The sequence below is a fragment of the Shigella dysenteriae genome (genome assembly GCF_022354085.1).
Lineage (GTDB): Bacteria > Pseudomonadota > Gammaproteobacteria > Enterobacterales > Enterobacteriaceae > Escherichia > Escherichia coli.
This window is the reverse complement of the sequence record NZ_CP055055.1, coordinates 2054420-2073708: the sequence shown is the minus strand read 5'-3', so window position 1 is coordinate 2073708 and position 19289 is coordinate 2054420. Positions and strand designations below refer to the sequence as shown.

Genomic DNA, 19289 nt, shown 5'->3' with positions numbered 1-19289 from the left:
ACGATGCTGAAAAATGTTAGCGTGCGCCGGAATGAAATATAGATCACTCTAATGTATCAGAAATCGTCTCTGTCTTTCATACCCGGCGCTTAAACTGCCCTGCATCAATGCCATGTTGCTTCATTTTCCGCCACAGCGTAGTGCGGCCGATTCCAAGTAAAGCCGACATTTCCTGAATGCGACCGCCTGTGACCTGGGCTGCGTTAATAATTGCCTCTTTTTCAACTTCCGCAAATGACAGACTGGTGGAAAGGCGTGTGGCGCTGACATCATCTGTCGCCTGCTCGGTAAACAGATGTTCCGGCAAATCACAGACGCGAATGCGCCCATTATCACTACTCAGAGCAAGATTCTCGATGACGCTGTAAAGTTCAAAATCGTTGCCAGGCCATGCACAAGAAACCAGGCGAGCGAGGGCATCGTCATCAATTTTCAGCCGCGTAGAGAAGCGTTTTTCAAGACTGCGTAATTTGTTATTCACCAACGCCGGAATGCTGCCACGCCGCATACGCAGAGGCGGGATGGTAATTTCAAATGCATGCAGCGCGTAATACAGCTGGCGACTAAAACGATTTTGTTCCACCAGCATTGCGAGGTCCGCGGTGGTTGTAGCAATCACTTTGACATCAATTGGTATTAAACGCCGCGCATCCAGTCGCGTGATAACACCCTGCTTGATAACCTGAAGCAAAGCAGACTGTAACTCCACCGCCAGATATTCAATCTTTTCAAGAAACAGCGTGCCGCCGTGCGCCAGTTCCAGCCGACTCAGACGGCCATTTTCATTGTCCGTGCGATCGCCGCCAATAAATTCTTCCGCCAGCACCGCATCACCATATAACTCACAATTGACGGCGATATAAGGACCTGCAGCACGCTCGCTTTCATTATGAATTGCCTGACTTAGCAGTGCCTTGCCCACGCCTTCTTCTCCACAAAGCAGGACAGGAAAGCTACTGCGCGCCGCCTGGCGACCAAAATGAATCAAGCGGCGGGTTTGCGGATCGTCCTGTGGCATATGAGCGAAGGTATGGCTGACTTTTCCTAATTGACTGGTCATTAACTGCCGCATCTGTTCCACAGGATGGAGCAACAAAATAAAGCTGGTTCCCTGCGTTTCTATTATCGGTTTAAGGGTTATCACCGCATCAATAAACTGGTGCTGGCTTTCAAAGGTTGCTTCTACGTGTTTGAGCGGATGTGCCTGTTTTATTGCTTGTTGCAATACGGCGGGTAACGTTAAGAGTTCAGTGATTGCCCGCCCCTGACTTGCCGTCGCGTCAAGGCGCAAGACCCGCGCCGCCTGGGCATTAATAAATTGCAAATTACCCTGCTCGTCCCAGCTAATCACGCCATCATCCATACTTTCTAACAGGGCATTAAGTTGATTTAAATGACGGTTAGTTTCAGCGAGCAAACTGTCCGTCAGAAGTAAATTACCGACCTCGCGGGCGATTGCCAACGTCAACGGCAAATCAGCTGCGGTAGTTTGCTCAACCGGACACGCCAGCGCTATTGTTCCCGTCAATCGGCCGTTGCTGTCAAACAACGGCGTTGCGCAAAAGGCCCAGTTCCAGAGTGCCTGTTTGAAATGTTGATCGGCCATCGTTTTCACGGCCTGACCAGAGATAGCCGCTAACGATAGCGCACAAGTACCAATAATTCCCTCGGCGCAATACGTGCCGTCATTGAATCCCAGTGCACTTAGCTGCTGCAAGGTTTGCGGATCGCCATTACGGCTGAGAATGCAGGCGGTTTCATCGAGGATAAACAGCGCACACTCTCGCGGTGCCATATATTCCCAGGCATCTTCCAGAGCAGCCTGCCCGAGCGTCAGCATCGCTTTCTTACGCCGATAAATAGAAGCAAATGTCACGCCCTGGGCCTGGTGCGGTACGCTCCATGTCTCCCGTTTCATCAGCTTATTGCATCGCTCCCAGGAGGTTGCAATTAAGGGAGATATGCCCCGACCATCGTTGTTAAAAGCGCCACTCATATCCCGCATCCCTTATGACAAAAGGTGTTCCGGCTCGCAATTTTAAGTATTAATACACGTAAAAGTTTCAATATGGAACATTCATTAAAGCATATGTTTCACTATGAAACATAATTTGGGCTAATTTTCTTTTCCCTTGCCTGATGCACAATGGATTCATCGGCAGTCAGTGGTCGCCGTGTCGTTGAACATCATCCATGCCCTACCGTAATTGCTGGAGCAAAATAATGAAAAAATTGATCAATGATGTGCAAGACGTACTGGACGAACAACTGGCAGGACTGGCGAAAGCGCATCCATCGCTGACACTGCATCAGGATCCGGTGTATGTCACCCGAGCTGATGCCCCCGTTACAGGAAAAGTCGCCCTGCTGTCGGGTGGCGGCAGCGGACACGAGCCGATGCACTGTGGTTATATCGGTCAGGGGATGCTTTCGGGGGCCTGTCCGGGCGAAATTTTCACCTCACCGACGCCCGATAAAATCTTTGAATGCGCCATGCAAGTTGATGGCGGCGAAGGTGTACTGTTGATTATCAAAAATTACACCGGCGATATTCTTAACTTCGAAACAGCAACCGAGTTACTGCACGATAGTGGCGTAAAAGTGACCACTGTGGTCATTGATGACGACGTTGCAGTAAAAGACAGTCTTTATACCGCCGGGCGACGCGGCGTTGCCAACACCGTATTAATTGAAAAACTCGTAGGCGCAGCGGCGGAGCGTGGCGACTCACTGGACGCCTGTGCGGAACTGGGGCGTAAGTTGAATAATCAAGGCCACTCAATAGGTATCGCTCTCGGTGCCTGTACCGTTCCTGCCGCGGGCAAACCTTCTTTTACCCTGGCGGACAATGAGATGGAGTTTGGCGTCGGCATTCATGGTGAGCCGGGTATTGACCGTCGCCCCTTCTCTTCCCTTGATCAAACCGTCGATGAAATGTTCGACACCCTGCTGGAAAATGGCTCATACCATCGCACTTTGCGTTTCTGGGATTATCAACAAGGCAGCTGGCAGGAAGAACCACAAACCAAACAACCGCTCCAGTCTGGCGACAGGGTGATTGCGCTGGTTAACAATCTTGGCGCAACTCCACTTTCTGAGCTGTACGGCGTCTATAACCGCCTGACCACACGTTGCCAGCAAGCGGGATTGACTATCGAGCGTAATTTAATTGGCGCGTACTGCACCTCACTGGATATGACCGGTTTCTCAATCACCTTACTGAAAGTTGATGACGAAACGCTGGCACTCTGGGACGCCCCGGTCCACACCCCGGCCCTTAACTGGGGTAAATAAGGAGAAAGCAATGTCACTGAGCAGAACTCAAATTGTTAACTGGCTCACTCGTTGTGGCGATATTTTCAACACCGAGAGCGAGTATCTTACCGGACTGGATCGCGAGATTGGCGACGCTGACCACGGGCTAAATATGAACCGAGGCTTTAGCAAAGTGGTGGAAAAACTCCCTGCTATTGCAGATAAAGATATCGGTTTCATTCTCAAGAATACCGGTATGACGCTGCTTTCCAGCGTCGGTGGTGCCAGTGGTCCGCTGTTCGGTACCTTCTTTATCCGCGCAGCACAGGCGACCCAGGCACGGCAAAGCCTGACGCTGGAAGAGCTTTATCAGATGTTCCGCGATGGCGCGGACGGCGTAATCAGTCGCGGGAAAGCCGAACCTGGCGATAAAACCATGTGTGATGTGTGGGTGCCGGTGGTGGAATCATTACGTCAGTCCAGCGAGCAAAATCTCTCTGTTCCGGCGGCGCTCGAAGCTGCCAGTAGCATCGCCGAATCCGCTGCACAAAGTACGATTACGATGCAAGCCCGCAAAGGCCGCGCCAGTTATCTCGGTGAACGCAGTATTGGTCACCAGGATCCCGGCGCAACCTCGGTGATGTTTATGATGCAAATGTTGGCGTTAGCCGCAAAAGAGTAAGGAATTGGTGATGGTAAACCTGGTCATAGTTTCACATAGCAGCCGACTGGGAGAAGGTGTCGGTGAATTAGCCCGTCAGATGTTAATGAGTGATAGTTGTAAAATCGCCATTGCCGCGGGAATTGACGATCCACAAAATCCCATTGGTACCGATGCCGTCAAAGTGATGGAGGCCATCGAATCTGTTGCTGATGCCGACCATGTGCTGGTCATGATGGATATGGGTAGCGCATTATTGAGTGCTGAAACTGCGCTGGAATTGCTGGCTCCCGAGATCGCCGCAAAAGTACGTTTGTGTGCTGCGCCGTTGGTCGAAGGTACACTGGCAGCAACGGTCAGCGCGGCCTCGGGGGCGGATATCGACAAAGTTATCTTTGACGCCATGCATGCGCTGGAAGCCAAACGTGAACAACTGGGTTTACCGTCCTCCGACACTGAAATCTCTGACTCATGTCCTGCGTACGATGAAGAAGCCCGTTCTCTGGCGGTGGTCATTAAAAACCGTAACGGCCTGCACGTCCGTCCGGCCTCCCGGCTGGTTTATACCTTATCGACATTTAATGCCGATATGTTGCTGGAAAAAAACGGCAAATGCGTCACACCGGAGAGTATTAACCAGATTGCGTTACTACAAGTTCGCTATAACGATACGCTGCGCCTGATTGCGAAAGGGCCAGAAGCTGAAGAGGCACTGATCGCTTTCCGTCAGCTGGCTGAAGATAACTTTGGTGAAACGGAGGAAGTTGCTCCACCTACTCTGCGTCCCGTTCCGCCTGTTTCGGGTAAAGCCTTTTATTATCAACCGGTTTTATGTACGGTACAGGCCAAATCAACCCTGACCGTGGAAGAAGAACAAGAACGATTACGCCAGGCCATTGACTTCACGTTATTAGATCTGATGACGTTAACAGCGAAAGCAGAAGCCAGCGGGCTTGACGATATTGCCGCAATCTTTTCTGGTCACCATACACTGTTAGATGATCCGGAACTGCTGGCGGCGGCAAGCGAACTCCTTCAGCACGAACATTGCACGGCAGAATATGCCTGGCAGCAAGTTCTTAAAGAACTTAGCCAGCAATACCAGCAACTGGATGATGAATATCTACAAGCTCGCTATATTGATGTGGACGATCTTCTGCATCGCACCCTGGTCCACCTGACCCAAACGAAAGAAGAACTCCCGCAGTTTAACTCGCCAACTATTCTACTGGCGGAGAACATTTATCCCTCCGCAGTACTGCAACTGGATCCGGCGGTTGTAAAAGGTATCTGCCTTAGCGCCGGAAGTCCGGTATCCCACAGCGCCCTGATCGCCCGTGAACTGGGGATTGGCTGGATTTGCCAGCAGGGTGAGAAACTGTATGCGATACAACCAGAAGAAAAGCTAACGCTGGACGTTAAAACGCAACGTTTCAACCGTCAGGGTTAAGTCACCGTTCGGATGGCATCGTTCTGATGTCATCCGGCAATTTACTCAGCACTAATGTTTTTTAACTACCTGTTATATTTTTCACCAATTTATGATGATTTTTCTTCGCTAATCGCGAACCAAACGCCGCTGGCTGGCTAATAAACAGACGTTATTTGATCACTCTATTTCGCCGTTATTTATCCCTTTAATTCCCTTTTCTAAAATGCCTGACAGTTCGCAGAATGAGATTTCGATCATGCAGCTAGTGCGATCCTGAACTAAGGTTTTCTGATACTTGAATACCGTTTTATTCGGTTTCGCCTAAGGAGAATGATTGATGAAATCCCCCGCACCTTCTCGCCCGCAAAAAATGGCGTTAATTCCAGCCTGCATCTTTTTGTGTTTCGCTGCGCTATCGGTGCAGGCAGAAGAAACACCGGTAACGCCACAGCCGCCTGATATTTTATTAGGGCCGCTGTTTAATGATGTGCAAAACGCCAAACTTTTTCCGGACCAAAAAACCTTTGCCGATGCCGTGCCGAACAGCGATCCGCTGATGATCCTTGCTGATTATCGGATGCAGCAAAACCAGAGCGGATTTGATCTGCGCCATTTCGTTAACGTCAATTTCACCCTGCCGACAGAGGGCGAGAAATATGTTCCGCCAGAGGGACAGTCACTGCGCGAACATATTGACGGACTTTGGCCGGTATTAACGCGTTCTACCGAAAACACCGAAAAATGGGATTCTCTGTTACCGCTGCCGGAACCTTATGTCGTGCCGGGCGGACGTTTTCGCGAGGTATATTACTGGGACAGTTACTTCACCATGTTAGGACTTGCCGAAAGCGGTCACTGGGATAAAGTCGCGGATATGGTGGCCAATTTTGCTCATGAAATAGACACTTACGGTCATATTCCCAACGGCAACCGCAGTTACTATTTAAGCCGCTCGCAGCCGCCCTTCTTTGCCCTGATGGTAGAGTTACTGGCGCAGCATGAAGGCGATGCCGCATTGAAGCAATACCTGCCGCAAATGCAAAAAGAATATGCTTACTGGATGGACGGTGTTGAAAACCTGCAAGCCGGACAACAGGAAAAACGCGTTGTAAAACTTCAGGATGGTACCCTTCTCAACCGCTACTGGGACGATCGTGATACGCCACGACCAGAGTCATGGGTGGAAGATATTGCCACCGCCAAAAGCAATCCGAATCGACCTGCCACTGAAATTTACCGCGACCTGCGCTCTGCCGCTGCGTCTGGCTGGGATTTCAGCTCGCGCTGGATGGACAATCCGCAGCAGTTAAATACCATACGCACCACCAGCATCGTACCGGTCGATCTGAACAGCCTGATGTTTAAAATGGAAAAAATCCTCGCCCGCGCCAGCAAGGCTGCCGGAGATAACGCGATGGCAAACCAGTACGAAACGCTGGCAAATGCCCGTCAAAAAGGGATCGAAAAATACCTGTGGAACGATCAACAAGGCTGGTATGCCGATTACGACCTGAAAAGTCATAAAGTGCGCAATCAGTTAACCGCTGCCGCCCTGTTCCCGCTGTACGTCAATGCGGCAGCGAAAGATCGCGCCAACAAAATGGCGACGGCGACGAAAACACATCTGCTGCAACCAGGCGGCCTGAACACCACGTCGGTGAAAAGTGGGCAACAATGGGATGCGCCAAATGGCTGGGCACCGTTGCAGTGGGTCGCGACAGAAGGATTACAAAACTACGGTCAAAAAGAGGTGGCGATGGACATTAGCTGGCACTTCCTGACCAATGTTCAGCACACCTATGACCGGGAGAAAAAGCTGGTGGAAAAATATGATGTCAGCACCACCGGAACGGGGGGCGGCGGTGGCGAATATCCATTACAGGATGGCTTTGGCTGGACCAATGGCGTGACGCTGAAAATGCTGGATTTGATCTGCCCGAAAGAGCAACCGTGTGACAATGTTCCGGCGACGCGTCCACTCAGTGAATCAACAACACAGCCGGTAAAACAAAAAGAGGCGGAACCTACGCCTTAACTTTGCTGTATATCGAGCAATGCCATTATGTGCATAAAATTGGCATTGCTCTTTTTTCGCCACGAAATGCCCCCCATTCTACGGTCTATGCCTTTATTTTCTTTTATCAGAGAAGATTTTAATTTTATTTTATCAATTTGTTAATCATTACACCTCTATTTATATTTTTCGCCACTCCGCCATTCTCCCTGACAATTTTCTTGTGGAACAAAGTGTTATTTAAGCAACAAGCAAATCACTCTGTCTCTTTAGACAAATTTTGACATCAAACATGATTTTTTTCGATATATATGTAAATATATAGCGGTTTTAATTATCAGGATATAACTTATGTCACTAACCAGACGGAGGTTTACACAGATTCTTGCGTCGACGTTGTTCCTGCATCATCTGCCTTCTTTTGCACAATCAGTCAAATTCTGGGCCTCACTGACGCTTCCCGAAGCCCAAAACATTACACGCATCGTCAGCGCAGGTGCGCCCGCCGATTTGCTATTGCTGGCTGTCGCGCCAGAAAAAATGGTCGGTTTTTCCTCTTTTGATTTTGCCCGTCAGGCATTAATTCCATTGCCAGAGCACATTCGCCAGTTACCCAGGCTGGGACGACTCGCCGGGCGCGCCAGCACACTCTCGCTGGAAGGGCTTATGGCGTTACATCCCGATTTGGTCGTTGATTGCGGCAATACGGATGAAACCTGGATCTCCCAGGCACGGCAGGTTAGCGAACAGACACAAATACCCTGGTTATTGCTTAACGGGAAACTGGCGCAATCAGCAGAACAATTAACAACGCTTGGCAAAACGTTAGGCGAAGAGCATCGCGCCGCAGAACAAGCCTATCTCGCCAGCCGCTTCGTTGGTGAAGCTCAGGCATTCGCCACCTCACCCGCCGCTAACCTCCGCTTTTATGCTGCGCGCGGTCCTCGAGGGCTGGAAACGGGCTTAAAGGGTTCGTTGCATACCGAGGCGGCGGAATTATTAGGTTTGCACAACGTCGCGCAAATAGCCGATCGCCACGGCCTGACACAGGTTTCCATGGAAAATCTCCTGCGCTGGCAGCCGGATATTATTCTGGTTCAGGAGGCCGTTACTGCAGACTTTATTCGTCGTGATCCTCTCTGGCAGGGCGTGAAAGCCGTTGCGGAACAACGCATCTTATTTTTAAGTGGCTTGCCCTTTGGCTGGCTGGATGCCCCACCGGGAATCAACCGTCTTCTGGGATTACGCAGACTTCACGCCTGGCTGGATCCCGCCATCAATCGCCAGTTTAAAAGTGACATGCAGCATTACGCCCAACTGTTCTGGCATTGTTCACTCAGTGACGCCGACTATCAAAAATTGGTGGCGAGCTAATGAGAATCGTAAACGGATGTATTTTGCTGCTGGCAGCTATCAGTATCACTTTTGCCGCCGTAAGTGGGGCTTATCATCTCGATATGCAGCAACTGCTGGCGCTAATTCTTCGTCAAGAAAATGTTCCTGTGCAGGAACAAATTGTCTTCTGGCAAATCCGCGTGCCGCGTATTCTTGCTGCGCTGTTACTGGGCGCGGCGCTGGCAGGAGCCGGAACCACCTATCAGGGAATGTTGCGTAATCCCTTAGTTTCACCGGATATTTTAGGCGTCTCCGCTGGTGCCGGACTTGGTGCCTGCACGGCAATTCTGTGGGGATTATCCATTGTTTACATCCAGCTGTACGCATTTTGCGGCGGGCTGATGGTGGTCGCGGGCGTCTGGTTGATTACGCGTCGGGTGACCCGCCACGATCCGATCTTAACCCTGGTGCTGGTAGGCATTGCGTTAGGAACGTTGTGCGGAGCGGGGATATCACTAATTAAAACGCTGGCCGATCCTTACACCCAGTTACCGTCAATTACCTTCTGGTTGCTGGGGGGACTGTCCACCGTGACCTTACGCGATCTCTGCTATGCTGCACCGATCATTCTCATAGGCTCCTTGCCCCTGTTTTTTCTCCGCTGGCGCATGAATTTACTCACGCTTTCCGACGACGAAGCCCGTTCGCTGGGACTGAACGTGACGCGTCTGCGCTTTGGATTGATTGTCTGCGCCACACTAATCACCGCCAGTACGGTAGCAATAGCGGGCATAATTGGTTGGGTCGGCCTGGTCGTTCCGCACATTGCCCGCTTGTTGACCGGTCATAACCATCAGCAGCTGTTGCCCATGGCAATGTGTACTGGCGCGATTCTGCTCCTGCTTACCGATACGCTGGCACGCAGCATTGGAACAACAGAAATCCCACTTGGCATTCTGACCGCTTTTGTTGGCGCACCGTTTTTCCTGCTTTTGTTGTTACGCGGAGGTCGCCAGTGACTTTGCTTGCCGTCCGTCATGCGTCTCTGGGTTACTCCCGCCATCCGGTGCTACGCGACGTGTCCTTCACCCTGTCGCAAGGAACAATTTGTTGTCTGTTAGGAGCCAATGGTTGCGGCAAAACCACACTCATGCGCTCCGTTCTTGGCGTTATACCGTTATTAAAAGGCGAGGTCTTACTGGATAGCCTCCCTGTGCAGACACTCAGCCATCGCCAGCGCGCGCAGGCTATTGCCTGGGTGCCGCAGGCGCACGACGGTATTTTTGCTTTTAGTGTGCTGGATATGGTGTTGATGGGCCTGGCCGCCACCATAGGCGCTTTTTCCGTTCCCGGTAAGCAAGAACGCCTGAAAGCCACGGAGCAACTGGAAAAGCTGGGCATTTTGCATCTGGCGGCACGACGCTGGAATACGCTTAGCGGCGGTGAACGTCAGCTGGCTTTAATCGCCCGTGCACTCGTCCAGCAACCGCGCTTGTTGTTACTGGATGAGCCTGCCTCCAGCCTCGATTTCGGTCATCAGATCCAACTACTGGACACGCTGGCACAGCTCAAAAATAACGGCATGACAATGTTAATGTCGACTCATCATCCGCTCCATGCCAACGCCATTGCCGACAGCATTATCCAGGTAGAGCCAGATGGACGAGTAACACAAGGCTTACCGACCGAACAGTTAACAACAAACAAACTGGCTGCCCTGTATCGGGTTTCTGCCGACCAGATTCATCATCACCTCTCTGCAATTAGCCACTAAGGAAAAATCATGCTCATTGATGATATTGATTTTGCAGACCTTTATCTGCAGCAACTCAAGCTGGCCCACCGCACAGAAAAAACGCCGGATCACTGGGATCAACGGGCGGAAAAAATGGCGGAAAATTGCGCCTCGCCTACGGACAGCTACCTGCAACAACTGATCTCAAAAATTGACCTACAAGGCGCTCAGACCTTATTCGATATGGGCTGCGGACCGGGTACCGTATCGCTGGCGCTGGCTGACAAACTCACGACGATTTATGGCGTTGATTACAGTCAGGGGATGCTGAACGTTGCCGCCCGTCGCGCCGCCGCGCTGAAGGCAGATAATGTCCACTGGATCCAGCGCGCCTGGGAAGAGGACTGGAGTGACCTGCCACGCTGCGATATTGCTGTGGCTTCCCGCTCCACTCTGGTGGCTGATATGCGCCAGGCAATGAGCAAACTGAATAATCAGGCACGGCTTCGCGTCTATACGACTCATCTGGTCAGCACCTCGTTCGTCTCTCCAGCCATTCAGCGGGCGGCTGGTCGGGAAGTGATCGAATTACCCAACTATATCTTTGCGCTCAACGTCCTGTATCAGATGGGAATTTATGCCCACGTTGATTTTATCCGTGGACAAAATTGCCAACAGGATAACAGCACCTGGGAACGTTTTGAGCAGAACGTCAGCTGGAGTCTTGGCGCGCTTAACGACGATGAGCGTGAGCGGTTATATCGCTGGTATCAACAACAAGATGCTCGTGCCCTCGCCCCTGCCAGCCGCGACTGGGCGCTCATCTGGTGGGATAGCGTACCGCAGGAGGCACTGCGATGATTTTCCTTTCTCAGGCACAAATCGATGCGTTACTTCTGGAAGATATCCAGGGCGGTGACCTGACCACGAGAGCATTAAATATTGGACACCAGCATGGCTATATAGAGTTTTTTCTCCGTCAGGGCGGCTGCGTCAGCGGCGTTTCTGTCGCGTGTAAGATGTTAACTACGCTGGGATTAACTATTGATGACGCGGTCAGCGACGGTTCACAAGCGAACGCGGGTCAGCGGCTAATCCGTGCGCAGGGTAATGCCGCAGCACTTCATCAGGGATGGAAGGCAATCCAGAATGTGCTGGAGTGGAGTTGCGGTGTTTCTGATTATCTCGATCAAATGCTGGCGTTACTTCGTGAACGTTATCCTGATGGCAATATCGCCTGCACCCGAAAAGCAATTCCGGGCACCCGCTTACTGGCCTCGCAGGCAATTCTGGCTGCCGGAGGACTGATTCATCGTGCCGGATGTGCGGAAACCATATTATTGTTTGCCAACCACCGCCATTTTCTTCATGACAATCAGGACTGGTCAGGCGCAATCAATCAGTTACGTCGCCACGCACCCGAGAAGAAAATTGTTGTTGAGGCCGACACGCCGAAAGAGGCAATCGCCGCGTTACGCGCGCAACCAGACGTACTTCAGCTCGACAAATTTAGTCCGCAACAGGCAACTGAAATTGCGCAAATAGCGCCGTCGCTGGCTCCCCACTGCACGCTGGCTCTGACCGGCGGAATTAATCTGACGACACTCAAAAATTACCTCGACTGCGGCATTCGCCTTTTTATTACCTCCGCGCCTTATTACGCGGCACCGGCTGACATTAAAGTCAGTCTGCAACCCGCAGCCTCTATTTAATTCTTTGTTAAACGGAATTTATTCTATGAGACTCAAAAAACATTATCTCTGCACAGCATTATCACTTGCCTTTACCCAGCAGGCCGTAGCGGCTCAGGAGAGCGACTCGCTGACCGTATGGTCCAGTCCGGTATCATCGACGACGACCACCGTTCTCGATCAACCCACCATGAAGGCCCTGGATAAACAGAATGTCGCTCAGGCATTAAGTGTCGTCCCCGGCGTGGTGCTGCAAAAGTCAGGCAGCCGCAACGAAGAACAGGTAAAAGTTCGTGGCTTTGATAGTCGGCAGGTGCCGGTCTATTTCGACGGTGTGCCCATTTATGTTCCCTATGACGGCAACCTCGATCTGGCGCGGATTCTGACCAACAATCTGGGGGCAGTCGAAGTTTCCAAAGGGTATTCGTCGCTGCTTCAGGGGCCTAATCAGATGGGCGGAGCCATTAATATCACCACCCAGAAGCCAACAAAACCTCTGGAAGCAAGTCTGGGATATCGCCAGGGATGGAGCCGTAGCCAGGACAATGCCTACGATATGCATGCTTCATTTGCCGCCAGCAGCGATCTGGGGTATTTGCAAGTCAGCGGTAGCCAGCTAAAGCAGGATTTTCTCGGCCTGCCGCATGGTGTAAATAATGATATTGCAGGCAACCACGGCAAGATGATTAATTCATCGGCTGATGATAAACGCGGCATTGTGAAGCTCGGATTTACACCACGTGAAAACGATGAATACACACTGACTTACATTAAGCAGGATGGTGAAAAAGATAACCCGCCATACAGCGGAAATAGTGGTCAAAAATCACGCTACTGGCAGTGGCCAGAGTATGACAAAGAAAGTTTTTATTATCAGGGAACGACCCAACTAAACGATCGTTTTACCCTGAAAAGTCGGCTGTATCGCGACACCTTTGAAAATACGCTGATGATGTACAACTCGCTGGCTGATTTGAAAAATAAAAAAGGCAGCTACAGCCATTATTCCGATTACAGCGACGGTGCCGGATTACAACTGGCAGCCGATGTGCGTGAAAACGATCTGCTGTCGTTTGCCGTTAACTGGAAAGATGACGTACACCGGGAAAAAGGTGCGCCGCACGCCGCTTACGATCGCTATGAAGATCGTACCTGGTCGCTCGCCAGTGAATATCAATGGGCTGCTGCCGATAATGTCGATGTTGTGGCTGGAATCAGCTATGACTGGCGCGATAGCGTAGAAGCGAAAAAACACGAGAAAGATGGCAGCATCACCCATTATGACGACAACAATCAGTCAGCTTTTAACTGGCAGGTGATGGGGAAATACCACTTTGTCAATGAAGACACGCTGGCGCTTTCGTACTATGACCGCACACGCTTTCCGACGCTGAAAGAACGCTATACCACATCCAAACCTGCGTATAACCAGATAGCGATTGTTAACCCGCAGCTCAAGCCGGAACGCGCTCGCGGGGTGGATTTAACCTGGAATGGTGCCTTCACGCGCGACTGGGGATTTGAGGTCAGCGTTTACTATAACCGGGTGAGTGATGCCATCCTCTCGCACAATATCGATGCCGATACCATTCAAAATCAGAACAGCGGCACGGTGGATTACAGCGGTCTGGATGCCGGTATTAAGGGGAAAATCAGCAATATACTGGATGTAGGATTGAGCTACGCCCTGATCCACGCTGACGCCAAACGCAAAGACATCGGCAAGATAACCGATCTGCCAACGCAGACAATGACCGCATGGATGACTCTCAAACCGTGGGAGCCGTTAAGCGTAACGCTGTCGGAAGAGGCGCGTTCCTCCAGCTACAGCAACAGTGACGGTTCACAAAAAGCCGCCGGTTTTGCGGTGACCCACATTCGAGCCGATTACACCTTAGGTCATGGCTTCAGCGTCAATGCGTCGGTCAATAACCTGTTTGATACCCAATATGCCTACAGTGAAGGGTTTATTGAAGAAGGCCGCAATTTCTGGGCAGGTGTCGAGTATACGTTCTGATGTGAAAGCGGATAGCGGCATCTGTATCGCTATCCGCCTTATGAAAATCTTATTCTCTTCGCAGGAGGCGGAATACGCCCAGAACGAGAATAGCTCCCACCACCGCCACCAGGAAGCTGTGCAAATTAAAACCGCTGATGGAGCCGCCAATGCCAAACATGGTCGCCAGCCAGCCGCCGACCACCGCACCGACTATCCCCAGAATACAGGTCAGGAAAAATCCACCACCATCACGCCCCGGCATGATTAGCTTGGCGATAATGCCGGCTATCAGGCCAAAAATAATCCAGGCAATAATTCCCATGTTCAGGCCCTCGTTTCGATGAATCGGACGCAAGAAATGCTTACGTCAACGCTCTAAGTATAGGCAAGGGCAGGATCGACGCTGGGCGTTTGTCGGCTGATTTAAGAACAACATGTAAAAAATATTCACGCATTTGTATTAAGTTTTGTTAACTGTGACCGATAAACCAAAGACAGTTTGTCAGTCAGGAGTTTTTCCGCGTGAGTCATTACCATGAGCAGTTCCTGAAACAAAATCCGTTAGCCGTCCTGGGCGTGTTACGCGATTTGCACAAAGCCGCAATTCCTTTGCGTATCAGCTGGAATGGCGGGCAGCTGATCAGCAAAATACTGGTAATAACCCCGGATAAACTGGTGCTGGATTTCGGCAGTCAAGCCGAAGACAACATCGCCGTACTAAAGGCACAGCACATTACCATTACCGCCGAAACTCAGGGTGCGAAAGTCGAGTTTACTGTTGAACAACTACAACAGAGTGAATACTTGCAGCTTCCGGCATTTATTACCGTACCGCCTCCCACCTTATGGTTTGTACAACGACGCCGATATTTCCGCATCTCCGCCCCACTCCATCCGCCTTATTTTTGCCAGACCAAACTGGCGGATAACAGTACGTTACGTTTCCGCCTGTATGATTTGTCGTTAGGCGGCATGGGCGCATTACTGGAAACAGCAAAGCCTGCCGGGTTGCACGAAGGTATGCGCTTCGCTCAGATTGAAGTCAACATGGGGCAATGGGGTGTTTTTCACTTTGACGCCCAGTTAATCTCCATCAGCGAGCGCAAAGTGATTGATGGCAAGAATGAAACCATCACCACTCCCCGTCTGAGCTTCCGTTTTCTTAACGTCAGCCCGACGGTGGAGCGGCAATTACAGCGGATTATTTTCTCTCTCGAGCGGGAAGCCCGAGAGAAAGCGGACAAAGTACGCGACTGATTTACATCGCGTCCAGTGCCTGCTCAAGTTTGTAGATATAGCGCGGAGCCTGCGGCGCAGGATGATTTCGCGCTACGTGATCGAGGAACTCGTCAGCATCCAGATCGTTGATTTTGCTGATTGCCTTTTTCCGATCTGACGAGAAAGTCCGTAGCAGCGCACCTGCCCCGTTAGCATATGACACCACCAGCGCATATTGCAGTACCTTCGGATCTTCAATGCCTGCCAGCGGGCCGGTTTCCAGAATATTCAGGTAAGCCGCCCCCATAGAAATATTACGCTCCGGATTTTTCAGCTCGCTGGTCGTCGGCTCACCACTCCAGCCCATACGCCGATAAACATCACGTCCGGAGGTTGAAGCTTTTAACTGCATCAAACCAATGGCATTCGATTTACTCACCGCGTTCGGATTACCACCCGATTCGATAGCGATAATCGCCGTGATCAATTGTGGATCGACGCCCCAGGCTGCACCGGCTTTCTGGCTTATTGGCATCCACTGCATCGCACGTTGCACCGGAACTTTCGCGTTCCACGGCGGGTTCGTATAGTCATGCTTTGATGAACAACCCGCTAATAACACAATCAAAAAGGCAAACCATCTCAATTTCACTTCTTCTATCCTTATAGCCTGGAATCGCCGTTGAGGTGACAACGGCACACCTAAGCGGCATGATATACATTTCGTTTCTGTTGTCAGCAAGGAATTGCCATGTCTCTGTTTCACTTAATTGCCCCATCGGGTTACTGCATTAAACAGCACGCCGCGCTGCGTGGTATCCAGCGCCTTACCGACGCGGGGCATCAAGTCAATAACGTCGAGGTTATTGCCCGTCGTTGTGAGCGTTTTGCGGGTACGGAAACGGAGCGTCTGGAAGATCTCAATTCCCTTGCCAGACTGACCACCCCCAACACCATCGTGCTGGCTGTACGCGGCGGTTACGGTGCCAGTCGTTTACTGGCAGATATTGACTGGCAGGCACTGGTGGCTCGCCAACAATATGACCCGTTGCTCATATGCGGGCATAGCGATTTTACCGCCATTCAGTGCGGTCTTCTGGCGCAAGGCAATGTCATCACCTTTAGCGGCCCCATGCTGGTAGCAAACTTTGGCGCGGATGAACTGAACGCCTTTACCGAGCACCATTTCTGGCTGGCGTTACGCAATGAAACCTTCACCATTGAATGGCAAGGGGAAGGCCCGACATGTCAGACCGAAGGCACGTTGTGGGGAGGCAATCTTGCGATGCTGATTTCACTGATCGGTACACCGTGGATGCCACAAATTGAGAACGGTATCCTGGTGCTGGAAGATATTAACGAGCACCCTTTCCGCGTCGAACGTATGCTGTTGCAGCTCTATCATGCTGGAATTTTGCCACGTCAGAAGGCGATTATTCTCGGTAGCTTTAGCGGCAGCACGCCCAATGATTATGACGCAGGTTACAACCTGGAGTCAGTGTACGCGTTTTTGCGTTCCTGCCTGTCGATTCCACTCATTACCGGCCTCGATTTTGGTCATGAACAACGCACGGTTACGCTGCCGTTGGGCGCACATGCCATGCTTAATAACACCCATGAAGGCACTCAGTTGACGATTAGCGGTCATCCTGTTCTTAAAATGTAAAAAAATCACGCTTCAGGGCTAAGTAAAACGCTGTCTCTGCCGCTAATATGGTAGGGTTTATATAAGAGACAGCGTAATCAGGAGTAACCGACCGTTGGATGCCACAACAATAATTAGCCTTTTCATCTTAGGATCCATCCTTGTCACCAGCAGTATATTACTTAGTTCATTTTCTTCCCGTCTTGGCATTCCTATTCTGGTTATTTTTCTGGCGATCGGCATGCTGGCGGGAGTCGATGGCGTCGGCGGTATCCCGTTTGATAATTACCCCTTCGCCTACATGGTAAGTAACCTGGCGCTGGCGATTATTTTGCTCGACGGTGGGATGCGCACTCAGGCCAGTTCCTTTCGTGTGGCGTTAGGACCGGCGCTGTCGCTGGCGACGCTGGGCGTACTTATCACCTCTGGTTTAACCGGCATGATGGCGGCGTGGCTGTTTAATCTTGATTTGATTGAAGGCTTATTAATCGGCGCTATCGTCGGCTCCACCGATGCTGCAGCGGTCTTTTCTCTGCTGGGTGGTAAGGGGCTTAACGAACGTGTTGGCTCGACGCTGGAAATTGAATCCGGCAGTAATGATCCAATGGCGGTCTTTCTGACGATTACCCTGATTGCGATGATCCAGCAGCATGAAAGCAGTGTCAGCTGGATGTTCGTGGTTGATATTCTGCAGCAATTTGGCCTCGGGATTGTCATCGGTCTTGGCGGTGGTTATTTACTGCTGCAAATGATTAATCGCATCGCCCTGCCCGCCGGTTTATATCCATTGCTGGCGTTAAGCGGCGGTATTTTAATTTTTGCTTTAACCACGGCGCTGGAAGGTAGCGGTATTCTGGCTGTTTATCTGTGCGGTTTTCTGCTGGGTAATCGGCCGATTCGCAACCGCTACGGCATCCTGCAAAATTTCGACGGCCTCGCCTGGCTGGCGCAAATCGCCATGTTCCTGGTGCTGGGGCTGTTGGTTAACCCAAGCGATCTGCTGCCTATTGCCATTCCGGCGCTCATTTTGTCCGCATGGATGATTTTCTTCGCCCGTCCTCTTTCAGTATTTGCCGGATTGCTACCGTTCCGTGGTTTTAATCTGCGTGAGCGCGTGTTTATCAGCTGGGTGGGATTACGCGGCGCGGTGCCGATTATTCTGGCCGTGTTCCCGATGATGGCGGGGCTGGAGAATGCACGTCTGTTCTTTAATGTCGCCTTCTTTGTGGTTCTGGTTTCACTGCTCTTGCAGGGAACATCACTCTCGTGGGCGGCTAAAAAGGCCAAAGTGGTGGTTCCGCCCGTCGGACGTCCGGTGTCACGCGTTGGCCTGGATATTCATCCGGAAAATCCGTGGGAACAGTTTGTTTATCAATTGAGTGCTGATAAATGGTGTGTAGGTGCGGCACTGCGCGATTTGCATATGCCAAAAGAGACGCGTATTGCAGCCCTGTTTCGTGATAACCAGTTGCTTCATCCTACCGGCAGCACCCGACTGCGCGAAGGCGATGTATTGTGTGTAATTGGTCGGGAACGCGATCTCCCGGCGCTCGGTAAACTGTTCAGCCAGTCGCCACCGGTCGCGCTGGATCAACGCTTCTTTGGTGACTTCATTCTCGAAGCCAGCGCCAAATATGCTGATGTTGCGCTGATATATGGCCTGGAAGACGGGCGAGAATATCGTGATAAACAGCAAACGCTGGGTGAAATTGTCCAGCAGTTGTTAGGCGCGGCACCGGTTGTCGGTGACCAGGTAGAGTTTGCCGGAATGATCTGGACGGTGGCCGAGAAAGAAGATAATGAAGTGTTGAAGATTGGCGTTCGAGTGGCTGAAGAGGAAGCTGAATCTTAAATTTAATGAAGCATCTATCGCCGGTTACGATGCTTTGCTTAACGCAGCCTGAGCCTGTATATAAACTTGTCATTTCCTGATTTTGATATGCACATTCCAACATCAGAAGAAGGTTAAATTATGGATGACAAACCATTGCAGGCTCTGGCCAATAAACTCAAAACACCGGCTCAAGAAAGTCAGCGTAATGGCTTCTTCCGACTGCAACAGGTGAAGAATAACCAGCCCCGCATTACCGGTATCCCCGTCAACCATCAGGGGCCCCAGCCTGACATCGCCTGAACATATTCCCCCACGCAACCTGCCGCGCTGACGTAGCCCACGCAATACGCGTTTCATCCGCCTATAGCACCGGATGCATGAGCGATTTCTTATAGTTATTCCTTTGCTTAATAACGATTATTTCCGGGTCGTTCGCTCTCGTATTTTCTTTAATACGTCAGAGCTACCTG

Annotated in this window: 17 protein-coding genes and 1 pseudogene; 13 read left to right on the top strand and 5 right to left on the bottom strand. The window is 51.2% G+C overall.

Annotated features, from left to right (window positions below):
* Positions 1-76: 76 nt before the first annotated feature.
* Positions 77-1996 carry a dihydroxyacetone kinase operon transcriptional regulator DhaR gene (gene dhaR / locus HUZ68_RS09960; RefSeq protein ID WP_033815766.1) on the bottom strand — a complete coding sequence of 640 codons (1920 nt, stop codon included), beginning with the start codon at positions 1994-1996 and terminating at the stop codon, positions 77-79.
* 227 nt (positions 1997-2223) lie between these two features.
* On the opposite strand from dhaR, the gene dhaK reads away from it, so the two are divergent.
* From dhaK to HUZ68_RS09910, 10 genes are all read left to right on the top strand, one after another.
* On the top strand, positions 2224-3294 hold the full coding sequence (gene dhaK / locus HUZ68_RS09955; protein WP_000733732.1) for a dihydroxyacetone kinase subunit DhaK: 1071 nt from the start codon (positions 2224-2226) through the stop codon (positions 3292-3294).
* Between the two features lie 10 nt (positions 3295-3304).
* Complete coding sequence (dhaL, locus tag HUZ68_RS09950; RefSeq protein ID WP_001307735.1) at positions 3305-3937, top strand: dihydroxyacetone kinase subunit DhaL; 633 nt, start codon at positions 3305-3307, stop codon at positions 3935-3937.
* 10 nt (positions 3938-3947) lie between these two features.
* On the top strand, positions 3948-5366 hold the full coding sequence (dhaM, locus tag HUZ68_RS09945) for a dihydroxyacetone kinase phosphoryl donor subunit DhaM (RefSeq protein WP_001536888.1): 1419 nt from the start codon (positions 3948-3950) through the stop codon (positions 5364-5366).
* A gap of 319 nt (positions 5367-5685) precedes the next feature.
* Positions 5686-7383 (top strand): alpha,alpha-trehalase, encoded by a 1698-nt coding sequence (gene treA / locus HUZ68_RS09940; RefSeq protein ID WP_000841726.1) that lies wholly within the window; start codon positions 5686-5688, stop codon positions 7381-7383.
* 330 nt (positions 7384-7713) lie between these two features.
* The gene (locus tag HUZ68_RS09935) at positions 7714-8736 is read left to right on the top strand and encodes an iron ABC transporter substrate-binding protein (RefSeq protein ID WP_000060142.1); all 1023 of its coding nucleotides are present in this window, start codon (positions 7714-7716) and stop codon (positions 8734-8736) included.
* Positions 8736-9716, top strand: coding sequence for a FecCD family ABC transporter permease (locus tag HUZ68_RS09930; RefSeq protein ID WP_001223661.1), 981 nt, complete (start codon positions 8736-8738; stop codon positions 9714-9716). The genes HUZ68_RS09935 and HUZ68_RS09930 overlap by 1 nt, the downstream gene beginning before the upstream one ends.
* On the top strand, positions 9713-10471 hold the full coding sequence (locus HUZ68_RS09925; RefSeq protein WP_033815764.1) for an ABC transporter ATP-binding protein: 759 nt from the start codon (positions 9713-9715) through the stop codon (positions 10469-10471). Before HUZ68_RS09930 ends, HUZ68_RS09925 begins: the two co-directional genes overlap by 4 nt.
* Before the next feature lie 9 nt (positions 10472-10480).
* A complete protein-coding gene (locus tag HUZ68_RS09920) occupies positions 10481-11293 on the top strand; it encodes a class I SAM-dependent methyltransferase (RefSeq protein ID WP_000903999.1) in 813 nt (270 codons plus the stop codon).
* A complete protein-coding gene (gene modD, locus HUZ68_RS09915; RefSeq protein ID WP_000576838.1) occupies positions 11290-12144 on the top strand; it encodes a ModD protein in 855 nt (284 codons plus the stop codon). Before HUZ68_RS09920 ends, modD begins: the two co-directional genes overlap by 4 nt.
* Before the next feature lie 25 nt (positions 12145-12169).
* Entirely contained in the window at positions 12170-14140 is a 1971-nt protein-coding gene (locus HUZ68_RS09910) for a TonB-dependent receptor plug domain-containing protein (RefSeq protein WP_033815763.1), read from the top strand.
* A gap of 49 nt (positions 14141-14189) precedes the next feature.
* On the opposite strand, the gene HUZ68_RS09905 is transcribed toward HUZ68_RS09910, so the two are convergent.
* Positions 14190-14444, bottom strand: coding sequence for a GlsB/YeaQ/YmgE family stress response membrane protein (locus HUZ68_RS09905; RefSeq protein ID WP_000511315.1), 255 nt, complete (start codon positions 14442-14444; stop codon positions 14190-14192).
* Positions 14445-14644: 200 nt separating this feature from the next.
* Between HUZ68_RS09905 and ycgR the strand changes: the two genes are divergently transcribed.
* Positions 14645-15379 carry a flagellar brake protein YcgR gene (gene ycgR, locus HUZ68_RS09900; RefSeq protein ID WP_000020146.1) on the top strand — a complete coding sequence of 245 codons (735 nt, stop codon included), beginning with the start codon at positions 14645-14647 and terminating at the stop codon, positions 15377-15379.
* Position 15380: 1 nt separating this feature from the next.
* On the opposite strand, the gene emtA is transcribed toward ycgR, so the two are convergent.
* The gene (gene emtA, locus HUZ68_RS09895; protein WP_001295616.1) at positions 15381-15992 is read right to left on the bottom strand and encodes a membrane-bound lytic murein transglycosylase EmtA; all 612 of its coding nucleotides are present in this window, start codon (positions 15990-15992) and stop codon (positions 15381-15383) included.
* Between the two features lie 99 nt (positions 15993-16091).
* Here emtA and ldcA point away from each other — a divergent pair, with 99 nt between their 5' ends.
* Together ldcA and HUZ68_RS09885 are read left to right on the top strand one after the other, a co-directional pair.
* The gene (gene ldcA / locus HUZ68_RS09890; RefSeq protein WP_047669121.1) at positions 16092-17006 is read left to right on the top strand and encodes a muramoyltetrapeptide carboxypeptidase; all 915 of its coding nucleotides are present in this window, start codon (positions 16092-16094) and stop codon (positions 17004-17006) included.
* 94 nt (positions 17007-17100) lie between these two features.
* Positions 17101-18771 (top strand): annotated as a pseudogene (locus tag HUZ68_RS09885) (potassium/proton antiporter); the annotation flags it as partial.
* Here the strand turns inward: HUZ68_RS09885 and HUZ68_RS25130 are convergent.
* Both HUZ68_RS25130 and HUZ68_RS09880 read right to left on the bottom strand, forming a co-directional pair.
* A complete protein-coding gene (locus HUZ68_RS25130; protein ID WP_418909966.1) occupies positions 18709-18855 on the bottom strand; it encodes a hypothetical protein in 147 nt (48 codons plus the stop codon). The pseudogene HUZ68_RS09885 and the gene HUZ68_RS25130 overlap by 63 nt on opposite strands.
* A gap of 84 nt (positions 18856-18939) precedes the next feature.
* Positions 18940-19176, bottom strand: coding sequence for a hypothetical protein (locus tag HUZ68_RS09880; protein WP_124788773.1), 237 nt, complete (start codon positions 19174-19176; stop codon positions 18940-18942).
* Positions 19177-19289 lie beyond the last annotated feature (113 nt).

Excerpts from the sequence above, each read along its gene's own strand:
- treA (WP_000841726.1), top strand. The coding sequence starts at position 5,686 with ATGAAATCCCCCGCACCTTCTCGCCCGCAAAAAATGGCGTTAATTCCA.
- modD (WP_000576838.1), top strand. The coding sequence starts at position 11,290 with ATGATTTTCCTTTCTCAGGCACAAATCGATGCGTTACTTCTGGAAGAT.
- dhaL (WP_001307735.1), top strand. The coding sequence starts at position 3,305 with ATGTCACTGAGCAGAACTCAAATTGTTAACTGGCTCACTCGTTGTGGC.
- dhaK (WP_000733732.1), top strand. The coding sequence starts at position 2,224 with ATGAAAAAATTGATCAATGATGTGCAAGACGTACTGGACGAACAACTG.
- ldcA (WP_047669121.1), top strand. The coding sequence starts at position 16,092 with ATGTCTCTGTTTCACTTAATTGCCCCATCGGGTTACTGCATTAAACAG.
- dhaM (WP_001536888.1), top strand. The coding sequence starts at position 3,948 with ATGGTAAACCTGGTCATAGTTTCACATAGCAGCCGACTGGGAGAAGGT.
- HUZ68_RS09910 (WP_033815763.1), top strand. The coding sequence starts at position 12,170 with ATGAGACTCAAAAAACATTATCTCTGCACAGCATTATCACTTGCCTTT.
- HUZ68_RS09930 (WP_001223661.1), top strand. The coding sequence starts at position 8,736 with ATGAGAATCGTAAACGGATGTATTTTGCTGCTGGCAGCTATCAGTATC.
- HUZ68_RS09920 (WP_000903999.1), top strand. The coding sequence starts at position 10,481 with ATGCTCATTGATGATATTGATTTTGCAGACCTTTATCTGCAGCAACTC.
- dhaR (WP_033815766.1), bottom strand. The coding sequence starts at position 1,996 with ATGAGTGGCGCTTTTAACAACGATGGTCGGGGCATATCTCCCTTAATT.
- HUZ68_RS09880 (WP_124788773.1), bottom strand. The coding sequence starts at position 19,176 with ATGAAACGCGTATTGCGTGGGCTACGTCAGCGCGGCAGGTTGCGTGGG.
- HUZ68_RS09905 (WP_000511315.1), bottom strand. The coding sequence starts at position 14,444 with ATGGGAATTATTGCCTGGATTATTTTTGGCCTGATAGCCGGCATTATC.
- HUZ68_RS09935 (WP_000060142.1), top strand. The coding sequence starts at position 7,714 with ATGTCACTAACCAGACGGAGGTTTACACAGATTCTTGCGTCGACGTTG.